Annotated in this window: 16 protein-coding genes; 10 read left to right on the forward strand and 6 right to left on the reverse strand. The window is 41.7% G+C overall.

The window, feature by feature from the left end:
* Window positions 1–478 precede the first annotated feature (478 nt).
* From RMY64_RS06460 to RMY64_RS06475, 4 genes are all read left to right on the forward strand, one after another.
* Window positions 479–1,882, forward strand: a complete 1,404-nt coding sequence (locus RMY64_RS06460; protein ID WP_322699630.1) for a glycoside hydrolase 100 family protein — start codon at window positions 479–481, stop codon at window positions 1,880–1,882.
* 515 nt (window positions 1,883–2,397) lie between these two features.
* The gene (locus RMY64_RS06465; protein ID WP_292810531.1) at window positions 2,398–2,700 is read left to right on the forward strand and encodes a hypothetical protein; all 303 of its coding nucleotides are present in this window, start codon (window positions 2,398–2,400) and stop codon (window positions 2,698–2,700) included.
* Between the two features lie 103 nt (window positions 2,701–2,803).
* On the forward strand, window positions 2,804–3,271 hold the full coding sequence (locus tag RMY64_RS06470; protein ID WP_322690949.1) for a hypothetical protein: 468 nt from the start codon (window positions 2,804–2,806) through the stop codon (window positions 3,269–3,271).
* A gap of 529 nt (window positions 3,272–3,800) precedes the next feature.
* Complete coding sequence (locus RMY64_RS06475) at window positions 3,801–4,442, forward strand: DUF938 domain-containing protein (RefSeq protein WP_322670917.1); 642 nt, start codon at window positions 3,801–3,803, stop codon at window positions 4,440–4,442.
* Between the two features lie 170 nt (window positions 4,443–4,612).
* Here the strand turns inward: RMY64_RS06475 and RMY64_RS06480 are convergent, their stop codons facing one another.
* A complete protein-coding gene (locus RMY64_RS06480; protein WP_322699631.1) occupies window positions 4,613–6,877 on the reverse strand; it encodes a family 10 glycosylhydrolase in 2,265 nt (754 codons plus the stop codon).
* Window positions 6,878–7,083: 206 nt separating this feature from the next.
* On the opposite strand from RMY64_RS06480, the gene RMY64_RS06485 reads away from it, so the two are divergent.
* On the forward strand, window positions 7,084–7,551 hold the full coding sequence (locus RMY64_RS06485; protein WP_322699632.1) for a DUF3592 domain-containing protein: 468 nt from the start codon (window positions 7,084–7,086) through the stop codon (window positions 7,549–7,551).
* A gap of 7 nt (window positions 7,552–7,558) precedes the next feature.
* Here RMY64_RS06485 and RMY64_RS06490 read toward each other — a convergent pair whose 3' ends face one another.
* The gene (locus RMY64_RS06490) at window positions 7,559–7,831 is read right to left on the reverse strand and encodes a Precorrin-3B methylase (protein WP_322699633.1); all 273 of its coding nucleotides are present in this window, start codon (window positions 7,829–7,831) and stop codon (window positions 7,559–7,561) included.
* 316 nt (window positions 7,832–8,147) lie between these two features.
* On the opposite strand from RMY64_RS06490, the gene RMY64_RS06495 reads away from it, so the two are divergent.
* Window positions 8,148–9,677, forward strand: a complete 1,530-nt coding sequence (locus tag RMY64_RS06495; protein ID WP_322699634.1) for a glycosyltransferase — start codon at window positions 8,148–8,150, stop codon at window positions 9,675–9,677.
* A 323-nt stretch (window positions 9,678–10,000) separates the two neighbouring features.
* On the opposite strand, the gene RMY64_RS06500 is transcribed toward RMY64_RS06495, so the two are convergent.
* Both RMY64_RS06500 and RMY64_RS06505 read right to left on the reverse strand, forming a co-directional pair.
* On the reverse strand, window positions 10,001–11,101 hold the full coding sequence (locus tag RMY64_RS06500) for an alpha/beta hydrolase (RefSeq protein WP_322699635.1): 1,101 nt from the start codon (window positions 11,099–11,101) through the stop codon (window positions 10,001–10,003).
* A 501-nt stretch (window positions 11,102–11,602) separates the two neighbouring features.
* The gene (locus RMY64_RS06505; RefSeq protein WP_322699636.1) at window positions 11,603–12,886 is read right to left on the reverse strand and encodes an MFS transporter; all 1,284 of its coding nucleotides are present in this window, start codon (window positions 12,884–12,886) and stop codon (window positions 11,603–11,605) included.
* 541 nt (window positions 12,887–13,427) lie between these two features.
* Between RMY64_RS06505 and RMY64_RS06510 the strand changes: the two genes are divergently transcribed.
* A complete protein-coding gene (locus RMY64_RS06510) occupies window positions 13,428–13,709 on the forward strand; it encodes a hypothetical protein (protein WP_322699637.1) in 282 nt (93 codons plus the stop codon).
* A gap of 449 nt (window positions 13,710–14,158) precedes the next feature.
* Window positions 14,159–14,347, forward strand: a complete 189-nt coding sequence (locus RMY64_RS06515) for a hypothetical protein (RefSeq protein WP_322670925.1) — start codon at window positions 14,159–14,161, stop codon at window positions 14,345–14,347.
* An 81-nt stretch (window positions 14,348–14,428) separates the two neighbouring features.
* On the opposite strand, the gene RMY64_RS06520 is transcribed toward RMY64_RS06515, so the two are convergent.
* Window positions 14,429–14,611, reverse strand: coding sequence for a hypothetical protein (locus RMY64_RS06520; protein ID WP_322699638.1), 183 nt, complete (start codon window positions 14,609–14,611; stop codon window positions 14,429–14,431).
* 651 nt (window positions 14,612–15,262) lie between these two features.
* On the opposite strand from RMY64_RS06520, the gene RMY64_RS06525 reads away from it, so the two are divergent.
* A complete protein-coding gene (locus tag RMY64_RS06525; RefSeq protein WP_322699639.1) occupies window positions 15,263–16,243 on the forward strand; it encodes an aldo/keto reductase in 981 nt (326 codons plus the stop codon).
* A gap of 148 nt (window positions 16,244–16,391) precedes the next feature.
* Here RMY64_RS06525 and RMY64_RS06530 read toward each other — a convergent pair whose 3' ends face one another.
* Window positions 16,392–16,589, reverse strand: a complete 198-nt coding sequence (locus tag RMY64_RS06530) for a hypothetical protein (protein ID WP_322670928.1) — start codon at window positions 16,587–16,589, stop codon at window positions 16,392–16,394.
* A gap of 31 nt (window positions 16,590–16,620) precedes the next feature.
* On the opposite strand from RMY64_RS06530, the gene RMY64_RS06535 reads away from it, so the two are divergent.
* Window positions 16,621–17,121 (forward strand): DUF4174 domain-containing protein, encoded by a 501-nt coding sequence (locus RMY64_RS06535; RefSeq protein WP_322699640.1) that lies wholly within the window; start codon window positions 16,621–16,623, stop codon window positions 17,119–17,121.
* The last annotated feature ends 177 nt before the right edge of the window (window positions 17,122–17,298 follow it).

The raw sequence follows: 17,298 nt of genomic DNA on the forward strand, positions 1-17,298 counted from the left end.
AAAGAATACGACAAATAGACCATTTGTAGAGACGCGATTCATCGCGTCTTTACCCAAGATTGAATTGGTATAAGTTTCCATCTCTTGAATCTGTAGCCTCATTTTTGAGCTTTAGCAGCTTAAGCAAGAAATATGATAGGCTTAAAAGGAAAGAATGTTTTAATTACAGGTGGAACATCAGGTATAGTCCATTGCACGAAGTTACCACAGCATACTTTGACCGAGTAATTGCAGTCAATCTCCGGAGTGCTTATCTCTGCGCCCGTGAAACTATTAAACACTCCTTGCCCCCACTAATTGTCTTTAATTTTGAATTGATAATTTTGAATACTTCGACAAGCTCAGTACAAGTTTTGAATTGGAGCGAAGCGACTTGACTGTATATGCTTGACTTTCGGGAATCTTGGTCAGCTTGAGGTTAGGCTGGCGTACTTTCCACAATTAAGCCGATACATACCATTAGTGGAATTCAACGCCTATGATTAGCGCGATCAATAAGAACAGTCAGATGGAAGCAGAAGCCTGGGAATTATTGGAAAATTCTGTAATTTATTACCAAGGAAAACCCATTGGTACTGTAGCCGCCAAAGATGCAAAGGCAGATGCACTCAATTATGACCAGTGCTTCCTCCGCGATTTTGTCCCTTCTGCCTTGGTGTTTCTCATGCATGGCAAAGCAGAGATTGTGCGTAACTTCTTAGTAGAAACACTGAAATTACAAAGTCATGAAAAGCAGATAGATTGCTTTGAACCGGGAGCGGGATTAATGCCTGCCAGTTTCAAGGTTCATTCTAAGGGGAACGAGGAATTTTTGGTCGCTGATTTTGGAGAGCAAGCGATCGCTCGTGTTCCCCCAGTTGATTCTTGTATGTGGTGGATTCTCCTGCTACGAGCTTATGAAAAAGCTACAGGTGATTTTTCCCTGGCGCGTCAGCCAGATTTTCAAGCCGGAATCAAACTAATTTTGGATCTTTGCTTAGTACATCGGTTTTCCATGTACCCAACAATGTTAGTTCCCGATGGCGCGTTTATGATTGACCGTCGGATGGGAGTTTACGAACATCCTTTAGAAATTCAGGTGTTATTCTACGCGTCTTTGAGAGCTGCTAGTGAATTGCTTTTACCAGATGGGGATGGCGATAGCTACCTTAGCAAAGTCAATAGGCGATTGGGATCTTTGAAATATCATATCCGCAACTATTATTGGCTAGACCTAAAGCGATTGGGGGAAATCTATCGTTACAAAGATAACGAATTTGGTAAAGAAATTGTTAATAAATTCAACATCAATTCAGAATCAATTCCTAATTGGTTGACCGAGTGGTTGCCTGAAACTGGAGGATATTTAGCGGGAAATCTGGGGCCGGGACGGATAGATTTCCGCTTTTTTGCTCTAGGAAATCTGATGGCAATTTTAACTTCCTTAGCTAGCGTTAAAGAATCTCAAAGCATTATGAATTTATTCGCCCAACGTTGGCAAGACTTAATCGGCTATATGCCTGTTAAAATTTGCTTTCCCGCAATGGATGGTTTAGAGTGGAGAATTGTTACAGGATGTGACTCTAAAAACAGAGCTTGGTCTTATCACAACGGCGGTAACTGGCCGGTTTTACTCTGGTTATTTACCTCTGCGGCATTGAAAGCCGGTCGAACAGAACTTGCTCAAGCAGCGATCGCTATTGCCGAAAGGCGTTTATTTAGAGATAAATTCCCGGAATACTACGATGGCAACAATGGTCGTTTAATTGGCAAAGAAGCCCGAATTTATCAAACTTGGAGCATTGCCGGATTGCTAGCTGCTAAACAGCTTGTGGAAAATCCAGAGTACTTGGAATTAATCAGTTTTGCAGAGGGTCTTGAAGGCCCAGGCTGTAGCCTGTAGGTAGATTGTAGAGACGGCGATTCATCGCGTCTCTTGCCTGAACCGAAGAGTATTGGGTAGTCAATACCTGGCAAAGTTTGGCCCTAAGAATGATTTAGTGGTGTAATTATACAGGGTGTTTCTGCTAACTAGTACAACTTGGTGTCAATCCAGCTATCATCTCAATTCAGCAGACAATAGGCAGAAAAGTTGTTTTGAGCAGCTGGTTAAAGGCAGACAAACTTTCGGCTGTACTAGCTATACTGACATAACATTACAAGCGGCTAAACTTTTGGTAAGTATAAGTTAGTAAATAGTAGATTTGTACCATAAAAATCCTGAGTAAAAGGTGACAGCGATCGCACAGCCGACTTTTCCATCAGGGAGTACGCCAACGAATGACCCTGCCTCTGAATACTCTTCTCAAATACCCGATAACTGATACACTATAGTTGTAAGAGGTATCTGAAGTGTCATACTTAGTAATATCAACAGATAATCTTTGCATAATTATCACGTTTTAACGTGTATTAACCATGAAAACTACTTCAGATTTAATTCCAGAATTTGAAAAACTATTCAGACAAAAATTACAACTAAATAATTGTAAACTTAGAAAGAAAAGACAAGAGAATAATTATGAAATTATTACTCCAGCTAAAGACATTTTTTTGATGTATTGGTCTGAGTTTCCAGAAGTTAACTTAATATATCAGGCTGTAGGGGTACGCACTCAGCAGACTAGTGTTTATGAACGAGCTATCCGCTCCCACATTAGTTCTAGTTTGAGTAGTATTCAGGAGAATCCTCACTCTGAATCACCATTATTGGTGAAATAGCTGATGCTCAGATAACACAGATAATATTTACTAAGCTCTCGCCAGTTTTGTTATATAACTGACGAGAGTTAATCGCCGAAAATGTGTCGATCGAGAGATAAAAATGCAATCCGAAAAAAATCAAGATCGGCTAGATTATAAAACCTTGTTAGCCAATGCAAAGCAAGCCTTAAAAGTTGAATATCAAAAATCAGCCGCTTTAGCATCCCAATTGAAAGCCATCAAAACTCAGTTAGAACAAGTTATGGCTGAAAACAAAACTCTGAAAGAAAGTGCCTATGAAGATGTAGTTAAGCACTTTGAGGCGCGTACTCAAGCAGCAGAAGCACTGGCGCTAAAAACAGAAGTACGCCAAAAATTCCTGGAAGCCAATGGTTGTAAGGATGATGAGAGCTTCGATGCTCTATGGGATATTATTAAAAATAAGATTCAGATCCAAGACAATGAAGTAAGAATCGTTGCTCAAAATGGCACTCCTAAGTTCACCTTAACAGGCAGCATGATGACTTTGAGAGATTTTATTCAATCCCTCAAACAAGATCCAATTTCGAGAAAATTTTTCTTGAGCTAGAGAGGCAAATTCATGAAGGCCTCTGGCTAAAAATAAACTAAAGATTCTAGTCAAAAGTTATTTATCTTCGTCTCCGTCTCCTGACGACCGTTTGATTTGACTTTGTTAAGCATTCCACTCCAAAGCAATGCACTCTTAATACTTATCAGTTCAGGAAAAAAGGGGAAGGGAAAAGGGAAAGAAAAAACCTTTAACCCTTCCCCTTTTCCATTTTCTCAAAACCCGATTTAGAATCACAAATTCACAAAGCGAAAAGTATTGAATTCACTTCAACATTTCAGATTGCGTACAGTTGTTAACATTGGCGTATATTTTAATTAGCCAATTCAAATTCCAGAGAGATTTAATGATGATACAAAATGATTTTATTGAAAGTTTTTGGTTATCACCTAATGATTTAATAAAATGGTTGTATGACGGCGAGCCTGCAAAAAGTGATTTGCTCAAACTTGTGCAAATATTTTATCAAGATTAAGTAGAGTTCTTCGTTTAATATTTGTTCCGATTAATTATAAATATAACGAGCCAGATGACACCACAAGACGCACGAAAATACGCACCAGCAACCGAGCGTAACCGCGAACCAATTCTAGAAGTACTTTTACAAGTGTTGCCGGAGAGTGGCACTATTTTAGAAATAGCAAGTGGTACTGGTGAACACGCAGTCTTTTTTGCATCCAAGCTCAAAGATTATCTGTGGCTCCCAACCGATGTAAATCCACAATCAAGAGCCAGCATTATTTCATGGACTGAACACAATGTATGTGATAACGTTTATGCACCGCTTGAGCTAGATGCAAAAGAACCAGTTTGGGCTGTGGAAAATGGTGGATTGGATTGGCTGAATACGAAGCCAATTGTGGCCATTGTCAACATCAATATGATTCACATTTCACCTTGGTCAGCCTGTCTGGGGTTGATGGCAGGGGCAGGTCGTATCCTAAAAGCAGGAGGTATCCTCTATTTATATGGCCCCTTCAAACAAGGTGAAGAACATACAGCTGCGAGTAATGCAGCTTTTGACGAATATTTACGCACTGAAAACCCAGAGTGGGGTGTGCGTAACTTGGATGATGTCATAGCAGTAGCTAGGGCACAAAATCTGATATTGCAACAGATTTACCAAATGCCAGCTAATAATCTTTCAGTAGTGTTTCAACGTTCAGGGTAACTGAAAGTTTAGGGTTCAAAACCCTTCATTTGGATGAAGGGTTATTGGTGTAAATCATTGGTCTTTTAAGATGCGATAAATCGCTTCTCTACATCAGGGTTTTGGCCATTGTTTGCGTAAGTCCTGGGTTAATTGAACGCTATCTGAGTAAGCAAGTCTTTACTTTCTTCTTACCGCCGACTGCGAAAACCCTGTTTACCATTAACTTGGTCAAAGAGTACATCGTATTTATCAAACAAAGCGATTCCAGGATTTACAAATACAGTCAGTTCTGATTGTGGCGAGATACTCAAATTCCAGCGATTAAATCCGTCACGGGTTCCTGGTGTCAAGCTGTAATCAAAAATGCCATTAATTCCTACTTTTACAGCATTTGCTGACCCTAATAGTCCGGGTTTGAGTTTACCTGCTGTAGAAGCTGACTTGAATTCAGTTAAACCATTAATAGTTCCAGTATCAGCGATCGCTCTGCTATTACACAAATTTTTCGCAGAACTCCCAGCAAGAGTTAAACAAACTTTGTTCAGTCGAGAATCCCATCTTTTACCGGGTACACCATTAATTTCAGGTTGTTGACTCCAAGAAGCCATTTTGAAACCTGCTTGATTCTCGGCAGTTAAACCGAGAATCAGGCTGCCATTATTATTACTACCACCATTACCAACGACAATAAATCCGTTACTCAGATTGCCTGGTAATTTTCTCAACGGGTTATAGGGAAGTGATTTTTCAAAATAGTTAACACCGATAATTCCCGAAAATGGTACACCACTGTTTGCTGAACACTTAGGTTTGTTGGCGCTACATTGGCGATTAGTAACAACCTGTACGGGAACAGGTTCGGCGGTGGGAATCAAACCAAATCGGACATTAGTGTAAACTAATTCTCCTTCCAGGATAGTACCATCGCTTAATACTTCCTTGAGATTTTGACCTGTTCTTTGGATCGGAGAATTACCTAAAAACTCTTTGGGAACTCTTAACCCTGCTGACCCTGTATCTAATAAAATACGTTTTGGTTGACCATTTGCGATCGCAACTTCCAAAAAATAACCGCGAACACGTTGTCCAAGAGAAGGTTTTGGATATAAAGGTAAGCTTATGGTGTTAAAAGTTGGCTGGCGGGGTGTATTTTGCGAGATATCGCGCAACGCTGAATTTGGGAAAAGAGCCGCAAATGCCGACTGGCGTTGCGCTGCTGGTTCAGGGGCAATATCCCAAAGGCTTTCGTAATAGAAAAAGCCGATACCTAAACCGCGTTGTTGCACTGCTTCTACCTGGGATTTGATTTGTGGAATAGCAACTGGACGATTTCGTAAACCCGCCATAATCCCGATACCAGTTGGAATAATTTGTTGGGTTTCTAAAATTTCTGGGCGGGTAATTTGAGCGATAAAACTTTCCACATCATTACGGTACACCTGCATAACCAACTCATCGACAATACCCAACCGTACCCAGTTTAGCCAGTCTTGCAGTTGCATTTTATAGGCGAAATTATAGTAATTAGGAGCAACTGAAAAAATAGCATTCGGTTTTCTGGCTTTCACGGTTTGGTAAAGGTCTATCATAAAGGCAGTAATTTTATCTGCCCGCCATTTTATCCATGCTTGGGCTTGGGGATTGGGTGGAGGAGGATTGCCAGTTTCTTGAGTATATAGACTAATCGTGTACTTATCGTAACCAAAATCCACAGGTAAACTCGTATGGTCGTCAAATTGAACGCCATCAGCATCGTATTTAGCAATCACTTCCACGACAAGTTCCCTGATAAAATTTTGCACTTCCGGGTGAAAGGGATTTAACCACGCTACTTCACCCGCAGCACTAATTGAAGTTTGAGTCCCATCCCCTTTTTGTGTTAGCCAATCTGGATGCTGCGATGCAAGTTCCGAAGTTAGAGGAACCATAAAACCAAATTCAAACCAGGGTATTGCTAGTAACCCTTGTCTGCGGGCTTGAGTAATAATATCTGCAATTACATCTTGTCCATCTGCTCCCTTGAAGAAAAAGGGTATCCCCTCTTTCTGCATGATCGCACTGGGGTATTGTGTATAACCATCATTCCAAACTACGGGATAAACAGTATTAAAGTTTAACTGCCGCAGTTGGCTCATGGCTGCTTGCACCTGTGAACGATTTCTAAAAACACTAAAATCGTTACCACTTAGCCACACTCCCCGAATTTCCTGACGAGGTTGAGCAGGTAGTTGAGCAACGGCAGGGGCAAAACTGTTTAGTAGCAATACCAGAAAGAATGATATCAGACATAATAATGGCAACAGACGCTTTTTCAAAATCCACGGCGATGTCTGTTGACTCGTTACCTGTAGCTTGCTTAGACCTACTAGTACTCGTCTGTGTACAGGCTTAAATAGTAAGTTAGTTAGAGTTGCATTAATTTCTCTACTTTTTTCCCAAAACTGAGTTGTCATTACTTCTGCTTATTAAATGAGGTTAATTGGTTATATTTAATACCATACAAACGTTAAATTACTACATCAGAAAAACTGATGCAGTAATTTAGCTGCAAGATAGTTGACGCAGTTATAAGGTTAGTGGTGCCAAATAGAAATGTTTCAAATGTAAGCTGTAATTGAGATGTTGTGATGAAATTTATTGTTGTGCCATCCTCAAACCCATGAATTTCCAACCTCACCAAAACACTTTTGATGACAAACTAAGCGCAAGTATTGGGCTGGCCATTGGATTGCTGTTTATTGGGGGTGGTTTTTGGGTACGTAACATAATCGCCCACGAAGGTGCAACGCTAAACGAAACACGCGGTACGGTGGTAGACAGCATCAGTCGTCGCGATCGCAGCAGTACGAACAATAATGATAATGAGCAAAAAGAAACCTATGCGCCAGTTATCGAGTTTTTAGCCAACGGTAAACGCACTCGTTTTACAGGCAATTATGAGTCTTACCGCTCCAGCAACGGTCAAACAGTGGTGATACGTTACAATCCTCAACAACCCATAAGTACTGCGCGTGTGGTGAATCCGTTGGAAGGTTTAGTACCTTGGGGAATGTTTGGTATGGGTGGGTTAGCTGTGGTTTTTAGCGTGAGCGCACTGTTGCCTGTACGCTGGTCTTCAGGTAGATAACTATAAATTAGATATGTTTTGATTTTCGTGCTGACTTTGGCGGCGTTCGGTGTGCGCCAAAATATTTCTCACTGCGGTAACGCAACCACACCCGCAACACTTGCGGAATCTGCTCTTTTTGTTCTTTAGTCAGGGTATTGTAAAGGGCTAAAGCGCGATCGCGTTCGCCCCGACAAGCAGCATTGTTGTGAGCATCCCAATAGCTACGGGCTACTCGAATCCGCCGACAGACTTCTTTAATCAGCGCCTCTCCCGTAAGTGGAATGTCTTGCTTGGTCATACTCAAATGTGATGAATTTCTAATGCCATCCTAGCAAGTCAGATTTATCTGGACACTTCAAATATGTCATTTGGTATATGTGCGCGAACCGCAGTAATGATTAACTTTAAGCATTAGGAAAATGACTGTACTGGTTGAGTTTAAGCTAAAGGGAATCAATAAAAGCCCTTTGACTGACTTTTTGATGGTATTTATCTACAGTCTCACTGCCTGCATTTTTCAGCCTTGAGAGTTTTTAACAAGCTCACTAAGCTGTTATGCTGCCATATTCAGGCAAAATCTCTGGTAGAAATCAACCTGTATTAGGAAGCGGGCAATGCACATTGGATTTCTCAACCCTCAAGGCAATTTTGATTCAAGCAATAGTCACATAACGAAACACCCAGATTTTGGGGGTCAGCTAATTTACGTTAGGCAAGTCGCTATAGCCATAGCTCAAATGGGTCATAAAGTTGATATTATCACCCGTCAAATTATTGACCCGGAGTGGCCAGAGTTTGCCGAAACGATTGACACTTATCCAGGGATCGATAATGTCCGCATTATCCGCTTACCAGCTGGGCCAAAAGAATTTCTTTGTAAAGAGTTGTTATGGCCTCATCTTGTCGCTGATTGGGTACCCAACATCTTGAAATTTTATCAACGAGAAGGTAGCTTACCCGATGCTATGACTGCTCACTACGCTGATGGAGGACTGTGCGGCGTTCTAATTGAAGAGGAGACAGGCATACCTTTTACCTTTACTGCTCATTCTCTCGGCGCTCAAAAGATCGACAAATTGGAAGTCACCCCAGAAAATCTCACAGGGATAGACGAGCAATTTAATTTTAGATATCGCATTTTAGCCGAACGCCTGAGCATGAATCGCTCGGCGGTTAATATCACCAGTACACGACAAGAACGTTTTGAACAGTATTCTCATCAAGTCTATAGTAGTGCAGTGAATGTAGACAACGACAACCGCTTTGCAGTGATTCCACCGGGAGCAGATTTCTCGATTTTTGGTGCAAAAGCGCGTTACGAAAACGAGGAGGCTACTTACGAGTTCATTCAGGAACGATTGGCGCGGGATATTGCAGAAGACCGTCGAGATTTGCCCGTCATCCTAGCATCTAGTCGATTAGAGCTGAAAAAAAACATATTGGGGCTAGTGCAAGCTTTCGCAATCAGTCCAACACTTCAGGAACGAGCTAACTTGGTGCTAATTACAGGGGCGCTGGACAATCCTTTACAAGAAGAGGCTAGCGACGAAATCACTGAAGAAGTATTAGCCCCTATTCGGGAAGCGGTCAAAGAAAACGACTTGTGGGGCAAAATCAGTGCATTTAGCTTGTTACATCAGTCTCAAGAGTCACTAGCAGCAACCTATAGGTTTATGGTTAAACGCCGCTCAGTATTTGCGCTGACCGCACTTTACGAACCCTTTGGGCTTGCTCCCTTAGAAGCAGCAGTAGCAGGTTTACCAGTGGTAGCAACCAAGAACGGTGGCCCTAGCGAGAGCTTGCAACAGGGAGATCGGGAATATGGGGTACTGGTCGATCCAGAAGATCCTGCTGATATTGCACGGGGCTTGGAGCGGTTGCTATGTGATGCTCAGGAGTGGGAGTATTTTGCCCAAGCTGGTCAGGAACGGGTGCTGAAGAAGTACACTTGGGAATCTACTGGTGAAAACTACCTGTCTTTGCTTGAGCAAATTCTGTCTTCACCGGAAACTCGCCCTCGCCCTGAACTCCTTCCTATCCATCCCTACTTCCATAATCCAGAATCGCAGACCGATGTTTCTTTGGAAGAATTGAGCGAACTCTACTTTGGATCTAATCAAAAGGTACTAAAAAATGCGGATTAAATAAAGTGCAAAACTAGGGTTAAAGCAGAAGTTGCTACAGACTGCGCGAAACACCGAAACGTCAAAGCAGAAGTTCTTGCAGGGAAGGCGGAAGTTGCTACAGACTGCGCGAAACACCGAAACGTCAAAGCAGAAGTTCTTGCAGGGAAGGCGGAAGTTCTTACAGGGAAGACGGAAGTTTCTACAGACTGCGCGAAACACCGAAACGTCAAAGCAGAAGTTCTTGCAGGGAAAGCGGAAGCTCCTACAGACTGCGCGAAACACCGAAACGTCAACCCTGGAGCAATATTTTTTGATGGATGCTAAATGTGGAATTTAGGCAGCTATGAGCAGCTAGCAGAAAATCTGCTGACTGCTTCAGAAAACTGCTGGTTTTGTTCCATCAATGCCATGTGTCCACCTGGTTTGAGGGTGACTCTTTCAGAGTAAGGTAATTCTGCTTTCATGCGATCGCTCGCCACAGGTTTTGTCGCTATATCTGAACCGCCGCAAACAACCAACACAGGAACGTTAATAGTTGCAAGTGTGTCTGTTTCGTCGAACTTCAACATTCCCAGTGTGCCACGAGCCAGAACACCAGGCGAACCCAATGCTGATAAGAATGCTGCAAAATTTAGTTGACCGCGTGTTTCAGTACCCGTAAATCCAGATAGTTCGACGGTGATGTACAGCGAACCATTTAAATACGAGAGCCAAGTCATCAACCAAAAAATCGGCCACAGCACGATAGTCAGGTACAACACAGGTTCGAGTAGAGGTTTCTGTAATTTCCGTACCAGATTGCTGAAGATACAAGTTTTTACCGGATTAGTGTAAGTAGTATCTACAAGAATTAAGCCAGCCACGCGACTCCCTAATTGCTCTGGAAACAGGCGACAGAATGTCAGGTTAATCATGCCGCCCATGCTGTGTCCCAACAAGATAACAGGTTTGTCCCCTGCTATGGCGACAACAGCTTCCAAGTCACGGGCATATTTTTCTATAGAGTGATCGTTGTTTTTCGGTTTAGCAGATTTTCCTAACCCTGGTAGATCCCAAACAATTACTCGGAAGCGATCGCTTAGTTGTCGTTTGGCATAATACCATACAGTACTGTTTGGCCCCCAACCGTGTGACAAGATAATTGGTTGACCATCTTCAGGGCCAAAAAACTCTACCTGCAACACACTCCCATCTGGGCGTGACAAGCGCTGCACGCTTTTGCTCCGCATAAACTTCGGTTCCTGTTTTCCAGGACGGCGCAGCAGTGGCAAACTGATAAAACGACCGCCAAAAGACCACAGAAACATTACTAGTCCAGCCACCAAGTAGGGCGTTCCTACAAGTTCTCGTTCATACCACTCATAGAGAATGTAGATTCCCCCGCCAAGCACCCCAACGGACAGCAGTTGAAACAGCCATACAAGTAGAAAATTATGAGGCATGAATATCATGAGCCTAAACCTTGCAATGCTTTGTTAACTGCTTTTAGGTTCATACCATAGTTAGAATCATTCAACTTTCACTCCCAAGAGTGATTTATACAGGGTTATAGGGGGTGATAAAAATGCTGGGTTAGTCGATCAACAGTGTAGATTGGCAAAAATAACTATTAATAAAAAATATTTCCTCTGCCTCCTGCTTTTGATTAATTAACAACTCTTCAGTAAGGGCGTGTTAGTGACAGGTGTATGGGCCTATAGCAGAATGGCACTAAGAAAACGCGAAAGGCTTATTTAACCTCGTTCCCAGTCTGAAGACTGGGAATGTATTCCAAGAGGCTCCGCCTCTCGTCAAGAAAGAAGAGGCAGAGCCTCCCAGAATGCGTTTCCAGTCTTCAAACTGGGAACGAGGCAACACAAGACTTTGGACTTATCTTAGTGCCATTCGCCTATAGCACGCTAGCGCATTCGGATTAGGGATGACGAATTAATATCAAATGCTTACTACTCAGGCAAAATATTAACTGAATCGTTACCAAAATTTTGTTCAAGATAGTGTGGATTGCTTACTCCTACGTGCAAAAGCAGTGCTGTAGCTAATGCACCGATAGCTGCTACTAAGAAGGTAGTTCTATAGTCAATATTCTCTACTATCCATCCACCTAGTAAGGGAGCAAGCATGGTGGCAGGAGCAATAAGGGTATTACCAAGACCAATATAGGCTGGTCGTTGATGTTGGTTGCCAAACTCTAAGGTCATTACCGCAGCAATATTTTGCAGAGCCATCATACCTATTCCTTCTCCTATAAATACCAAGTAAAACCAGTTTGCATTGGGTGCTAAACAAGCAAAAATCGAACTGAATGCACAAGCCACACAACCAATTTGTAAAATTAACTTGCAACCTGTGCGATCGCCTAACCAACCCAAAACCAATCCAGCAATAGTTTGTGTAACCATCAATAGAGTCGTAATTAACCCAACAGAAACTTCTCCCATCCCATATTGATGTATGGCATAGAGTGTATAGAAGGGAAGTGGCATCAGTGCTAACTGTGAGATCATACGTGCGATCGCAAAGCAACGGAAATTCTCATCGCACCGGAGAATTACACCCAGAGTGTCCCAAAATTCACGTCTAGTTTCAAAGGCTGATGATGTGGTGTTTACTGGCTCTCGCGTCCTAGACATAAAAAACCAAGATAAAGCCATTGCCAAACTGGCACACAAAAAACACAGAGCAAAGTTAAATGGTTGAGCAACTTCTTTAAGGACTAAACCAGCGATCGCAGCACCACAAATACTCATCAAATTACCAGATGCTGCTAAAGTACCGTAAAAAATCCCAAGCTTTCTGGAGGGAACAATTTTAGCAATCATGCTTTGCCAAGCAGTGGCGCTAAACCCACCGCCTAGCCCTTGCCAAATGAGTATGGCAAATGTCAAAAGTAAGATAGTTTGGTGATTGAGTTTTAGTTGTAATAAAGCCACCAGTGCTAATCCCAAAAAAGGAAGCTTATGATGAATTGTCAACGACATTACAGTTGGTTTGTAACACTGTAGGCGAGCTACTTTACTAACTGTTAATAGCTGAGGTAATTGCCAGCCTAAGCGTGGAATAGCTGGAATCAGGCCGATAAGCAATGCAGAATCGGTAAGAGTGCTAACAAATAGTGGAATAATCGTGAAAAATGAAGCAAAACCACTCCCAAAACCAAAAAATCCACTTTCAATAACATTGACAGTAAAGTTATGGCGAAGGTCTTTTTGAAGTTCAGAATTAAACATTTTTATAGATATTGCCAGTTTAGTGATTTATTCCCTTTTGGGGAAACTCAGACTGCATTTTGAACAGGTTTATCTTCTTTTTGTAGATACTTAGAAATTACCTAAGTACCTACAAAAATCTGAGTTCCATAAATTGTTCCCAAATGTTGTACTTAAATCACCGTTGAAAAATATTTTTGTAAAATATCCCAATTTTTGATGGTGAGCCTGACTGCAACAGAGTCATGGGTCAGTGACAGGTCTAGGTTAACCTTGAAGTGGTGCGTGATTGGCAAGTGGTGTAGATTATGCCTTCACAAAGCTCACATTTATTAATCAGAGAGATGACTTGACAATAAAATAGCTAAAGCATAGGCGTAGATCGTTGTAGACATCGCCTAAAGTTATTGATATTTGATTTGAAGCTGGACTCTTTGAGTCGAGTTGAAAAAAAACTGGAAGTGTGTCTATTGGTTTGTTGACTTACAGGATTGTCGTGAGTTAATTTTGGGGCAGTGGGTAAATCAGTTATAACTGGAGAGCCATAGCTTGAGACTTTGTGTTGGCTGTAAAGTTTTCAGTGTTCGCTGATTTGGTGTCAACCACCGATAATATATATGTATATACACCAGTCATTTACACAACTGGTAGCTTTGGAGGAGTGGGCGCAGCCATCCAGTTACACGCTTTTCTGTCAGAGATGGGAATACCTACTATTTCAAACATTTTTGCTATTTCTAAAATTGGAGACTCTCTGCATGAAGCAGGTGCTTCACAGGAAGCTGCTTTAACTAAAAGAATCGGTCAATTTTTGGATGAATTATTAAAGTGGTACGAAGAATGATTACAACGCGACAAAGAAAAGAAAAAGAAAACCCTTTCTAATCAAGTCAGCAATCAATTATTAGTTATAACGGACTGATTAATTAACTAAAGTTTTTTATATATGCTTTGGCGATAACTGCCATAGTTTCTTTCAATATTGGAAGCCAAACGCAACCCTTAGTCACCCTTTAAGAGAAACTTGTGTGAAGCTATAAGAGAGTGAAGAATTAAACTCTCTTCTACTAATCAGTTCTAACTTGCCCGAAGAAAAGCCCAAAGGCTTATGTAGCCTCGTTTCGCCTCGTTCCCAGTCTTCAGACTGGGAATGTATTGCCAGAGGCTCTGCCTCTGGTCAAGCCACTGGAGGCGGAGCCTCCCAGGATGGATTCCCAGCCTGGAGGCTCTTAACCAGTCAGGGCAAGGGCTATATTTTAACTTAGTGCCATTCCTAACTTGCCCTTTGTAAATATGCCTTCAATTAGCTACAACCGCACCAACAGCCAGCAGCCACAAAGCATTACCATTGAAGGTTATGTTGTCCGGCCAGGATTACACATTCTCAGTTACGAGCAACTCAAGTTGCTACGAGAGCAAACACAGCATCATTCTCAGCTTGAATCTTTAGTTAGCCAAGGTGTCATTAAGTTGACTGGTTAATAGTCGTCAATTCACTTGCAATTCATCTCATCACCTGCTTATTGAGTAGGTGATGAGATGAATTGCTGTATTAGCTAAGTTCTAAATAGATGAGTTTGAACGTTCTATTTGCTGACGAACGGTATCAATAGAAGCATTAATACCAGCCAGTTTAGACTCTAAATCATCTCGTAGCCAAATCAAGAATTTTAATTTCCGCTCTAAGCTAGCTTTGTGCGAAATGGGTTCGCTTCCATAACATGGATTACCCCAAAAAGGAAACATAGTTTACCTCTGAATTTAGCTTTTGTAACAGTGCAATATATTGCACCACTACATTCTGACGAATAACAATCAGACTGGTGTATGTAACAACCGACCATTATTGTGCGTGCTTAACGAACTTTTGCTAAAAGTGAACAAGTTGAAGTGACGATACCATATTCAAAGGTTCTGGCAATTTGGCATTACAACTCTGCATTTTGCAGTTTAAATGAGATATCAACAGAACAGAACAACCACAAATCGCCAGTTGTTGACCCAAAGCTGTAAAAGAACTCAGCAGACAATTTACAGCGTTTGGTCATCGCTTCTCTACAACTGGCTAGTAATTGACTAGAAAATACATAATAAATGTGCGTAAACTAGTAGTTCGCCAAGTAAACTTGGCGGGGTAAAGGGTAAGGGGGAAAGGGGAAAGGTTTTAAATCCCTTACCATGAGTCCCTTTCTCCAGACCTCACAAGCGCATTTTTGGGTTGGCAGACTACTAAAAAGCTCTCTTAACACGGCTGGTAAAATTGAATGTCAATTACCCGCAAATCAACGTACTTATATCAGTAAATACTTCTAATAATAGATGACTTGGTGAAAGGGAAAGGGATAATGCTGAAAAGGGTAATATTCTAAGACCAATTACTGAGTAGGAAATTCTTTTATGAGAACCAGAAAGCTAGGCAAACAAGGCTTAGAAGTTTCAACTATCGGACTTGGTTGCATGGGAATGTCTGAGTTCTATAGTGGTCGTGATGAAATTGAGGCGATCGCGACAATTCATCGGGCATTAGAACTCGGAGTGAATTTTCTTGATACTGCTGACATGTATGGGCCGTTTACCAACGAACAATTAGTAGGCAGAGCAATAAAAGATCGCCGAGATCGAGTAATTTTAGCAACAAAATTTGGCAATGTCCGTACTGAAGATGGTGGTTTTAAAGGGGTTGATGGCAGACCAGAATATGTCCATCAAGCTTGCGATGCCTCGCTAAAACGTTTGGGGGTGGAAGTAATTGACCTCTATTATCAACATCGAGTAGATCCAACTGTCCCCATTGAAGATACTGTCGGGGCAATGGCAGAGTTAGTCAAGCTAGGAAAAGTTCGTTATTTGGGGCTTTCGGAAGCTGCCCCGGCGACGATTCGCCGAGCTGTAGCAGTTCACCCGATTACTGCACTGCAAACAGAATACTCTCTTTGGAGTCGAGAGCCAGAGGATGAAATTTTACCTACCGTGCGAGAATTAGGAATTGGGTTTGTTCCCTATAGCCCATTAGGAAGAGGATTTTTATCAGGTGCGATCGCTAGCCCTGACGATCTTGCACCTGATGACTATCGAAGAAATTCTCCTCGCTTTCAAGGTGAGAATTTTTATAAAAACCTGCAATTAGTAGAGCAAGTTAAAGCGATCGCCAGCGAAAAAGGAGTAACTTCTAGTCAGCTTGCTTTAGCATGGCTATTAGCTCAAGGAGAAGATATTGTCCCAATCCCTGGTACAAAACGCCGTACTTACTTGGAGGAGAATGTTGCAGCTACCGAAATTATCCTGACTGAACAAGAGTTGAATCGACTGGAAACAGTTGCACCAAAAAATGTGGCAGCTGGCGATCGCTATCCTGATATGAGTACTGTTAACCGTTGATCCCGCTGAGTGCTGGAGTATTTTTCCAAATTCCGCTTTAGATGCACAAGCAGACATTACCGCAGCTTAACAAAGTAATTACCCAAAATTCTGAGAGGAAATGTCAAAAGTAGCGATCGCTATTTTATCGCCTGATTTGGATACTAATTCAATCATCTGGAAACTGCCAGCACGAGATATGTTCAATATCTTTGCTGCCGCATTTACTACAAACTGCATCCATCACAGAGTCTACCCATTCATCGCTACAACTACGACAATGACAGAAAATATTATTGCGGTTAGCCATTTCAATACCTTGATGCCACTGTTGTAGTTGAGAAGAGTCTGGAAAAGCTTCTGACATTTCATCAAACCTCGTTCAGGTCATTGTCATTATGAGCCTAACAAGCCCCGAAGTGAATAACTCAGTATTAATCGCTTTGACTCTTGCCGCATCTATAGTCCTGTCGCCCGTCAGCATTGCTGGTACTGTCCAAGGTTCAACCCATACTATCAAAATGTCTTCATTTAATCTCAATTCTCAAAAATGGCAAAACCGTGTGCTACTAATCTTTGCACCGTCTGTTGATAACCATAACTATCAACAACAAATGCAGGTATTTAACCAGCACCAAAACGATTTTAAAGATCGGGATTTAGTTATGGTTAAAGTTTTGGCAACAGATAAAAGCTATGCCAACGGACAGTTAATAGATGAGTCTTCTGCTGCCAATTTGCGAAATCGCTTTGGGGTTGATAAAGAAAATTTTCGCGTCATTTTGATCGGCAAAGATGGAGGTGTTAAGCGCCAAGAAACTACACCAGTGCAAGCAACAGCAATTTTTGAGCAAATTGACGCTATGCCCATGCGTCAGCGAGAAATGCAAGAACGATAAATTGGTAAAGCAGTTGGTTTTCTTGTTTAACACTAATGCAAGTACAGGTAATTGCTCTTTTGTTATCCCAATCCCTAAGCGCAAACTTCTTAAGCGCCAGAATCCTACAAGTTGAGTAAACTTAAGTGCGAACCTACAAAAGTAGCTGCTTTCAAACCTGAGCTTAATTTTTCAAGT

The organism is Nostoc sp. DedQUE08 (assembly GCF_034530895.1).
Taxonomy (GTDB): Bacteria; Cyanobacteriota; Cyanobacteriia; order Cyanobacteriales; family Nostocaceae; genus Nostoc.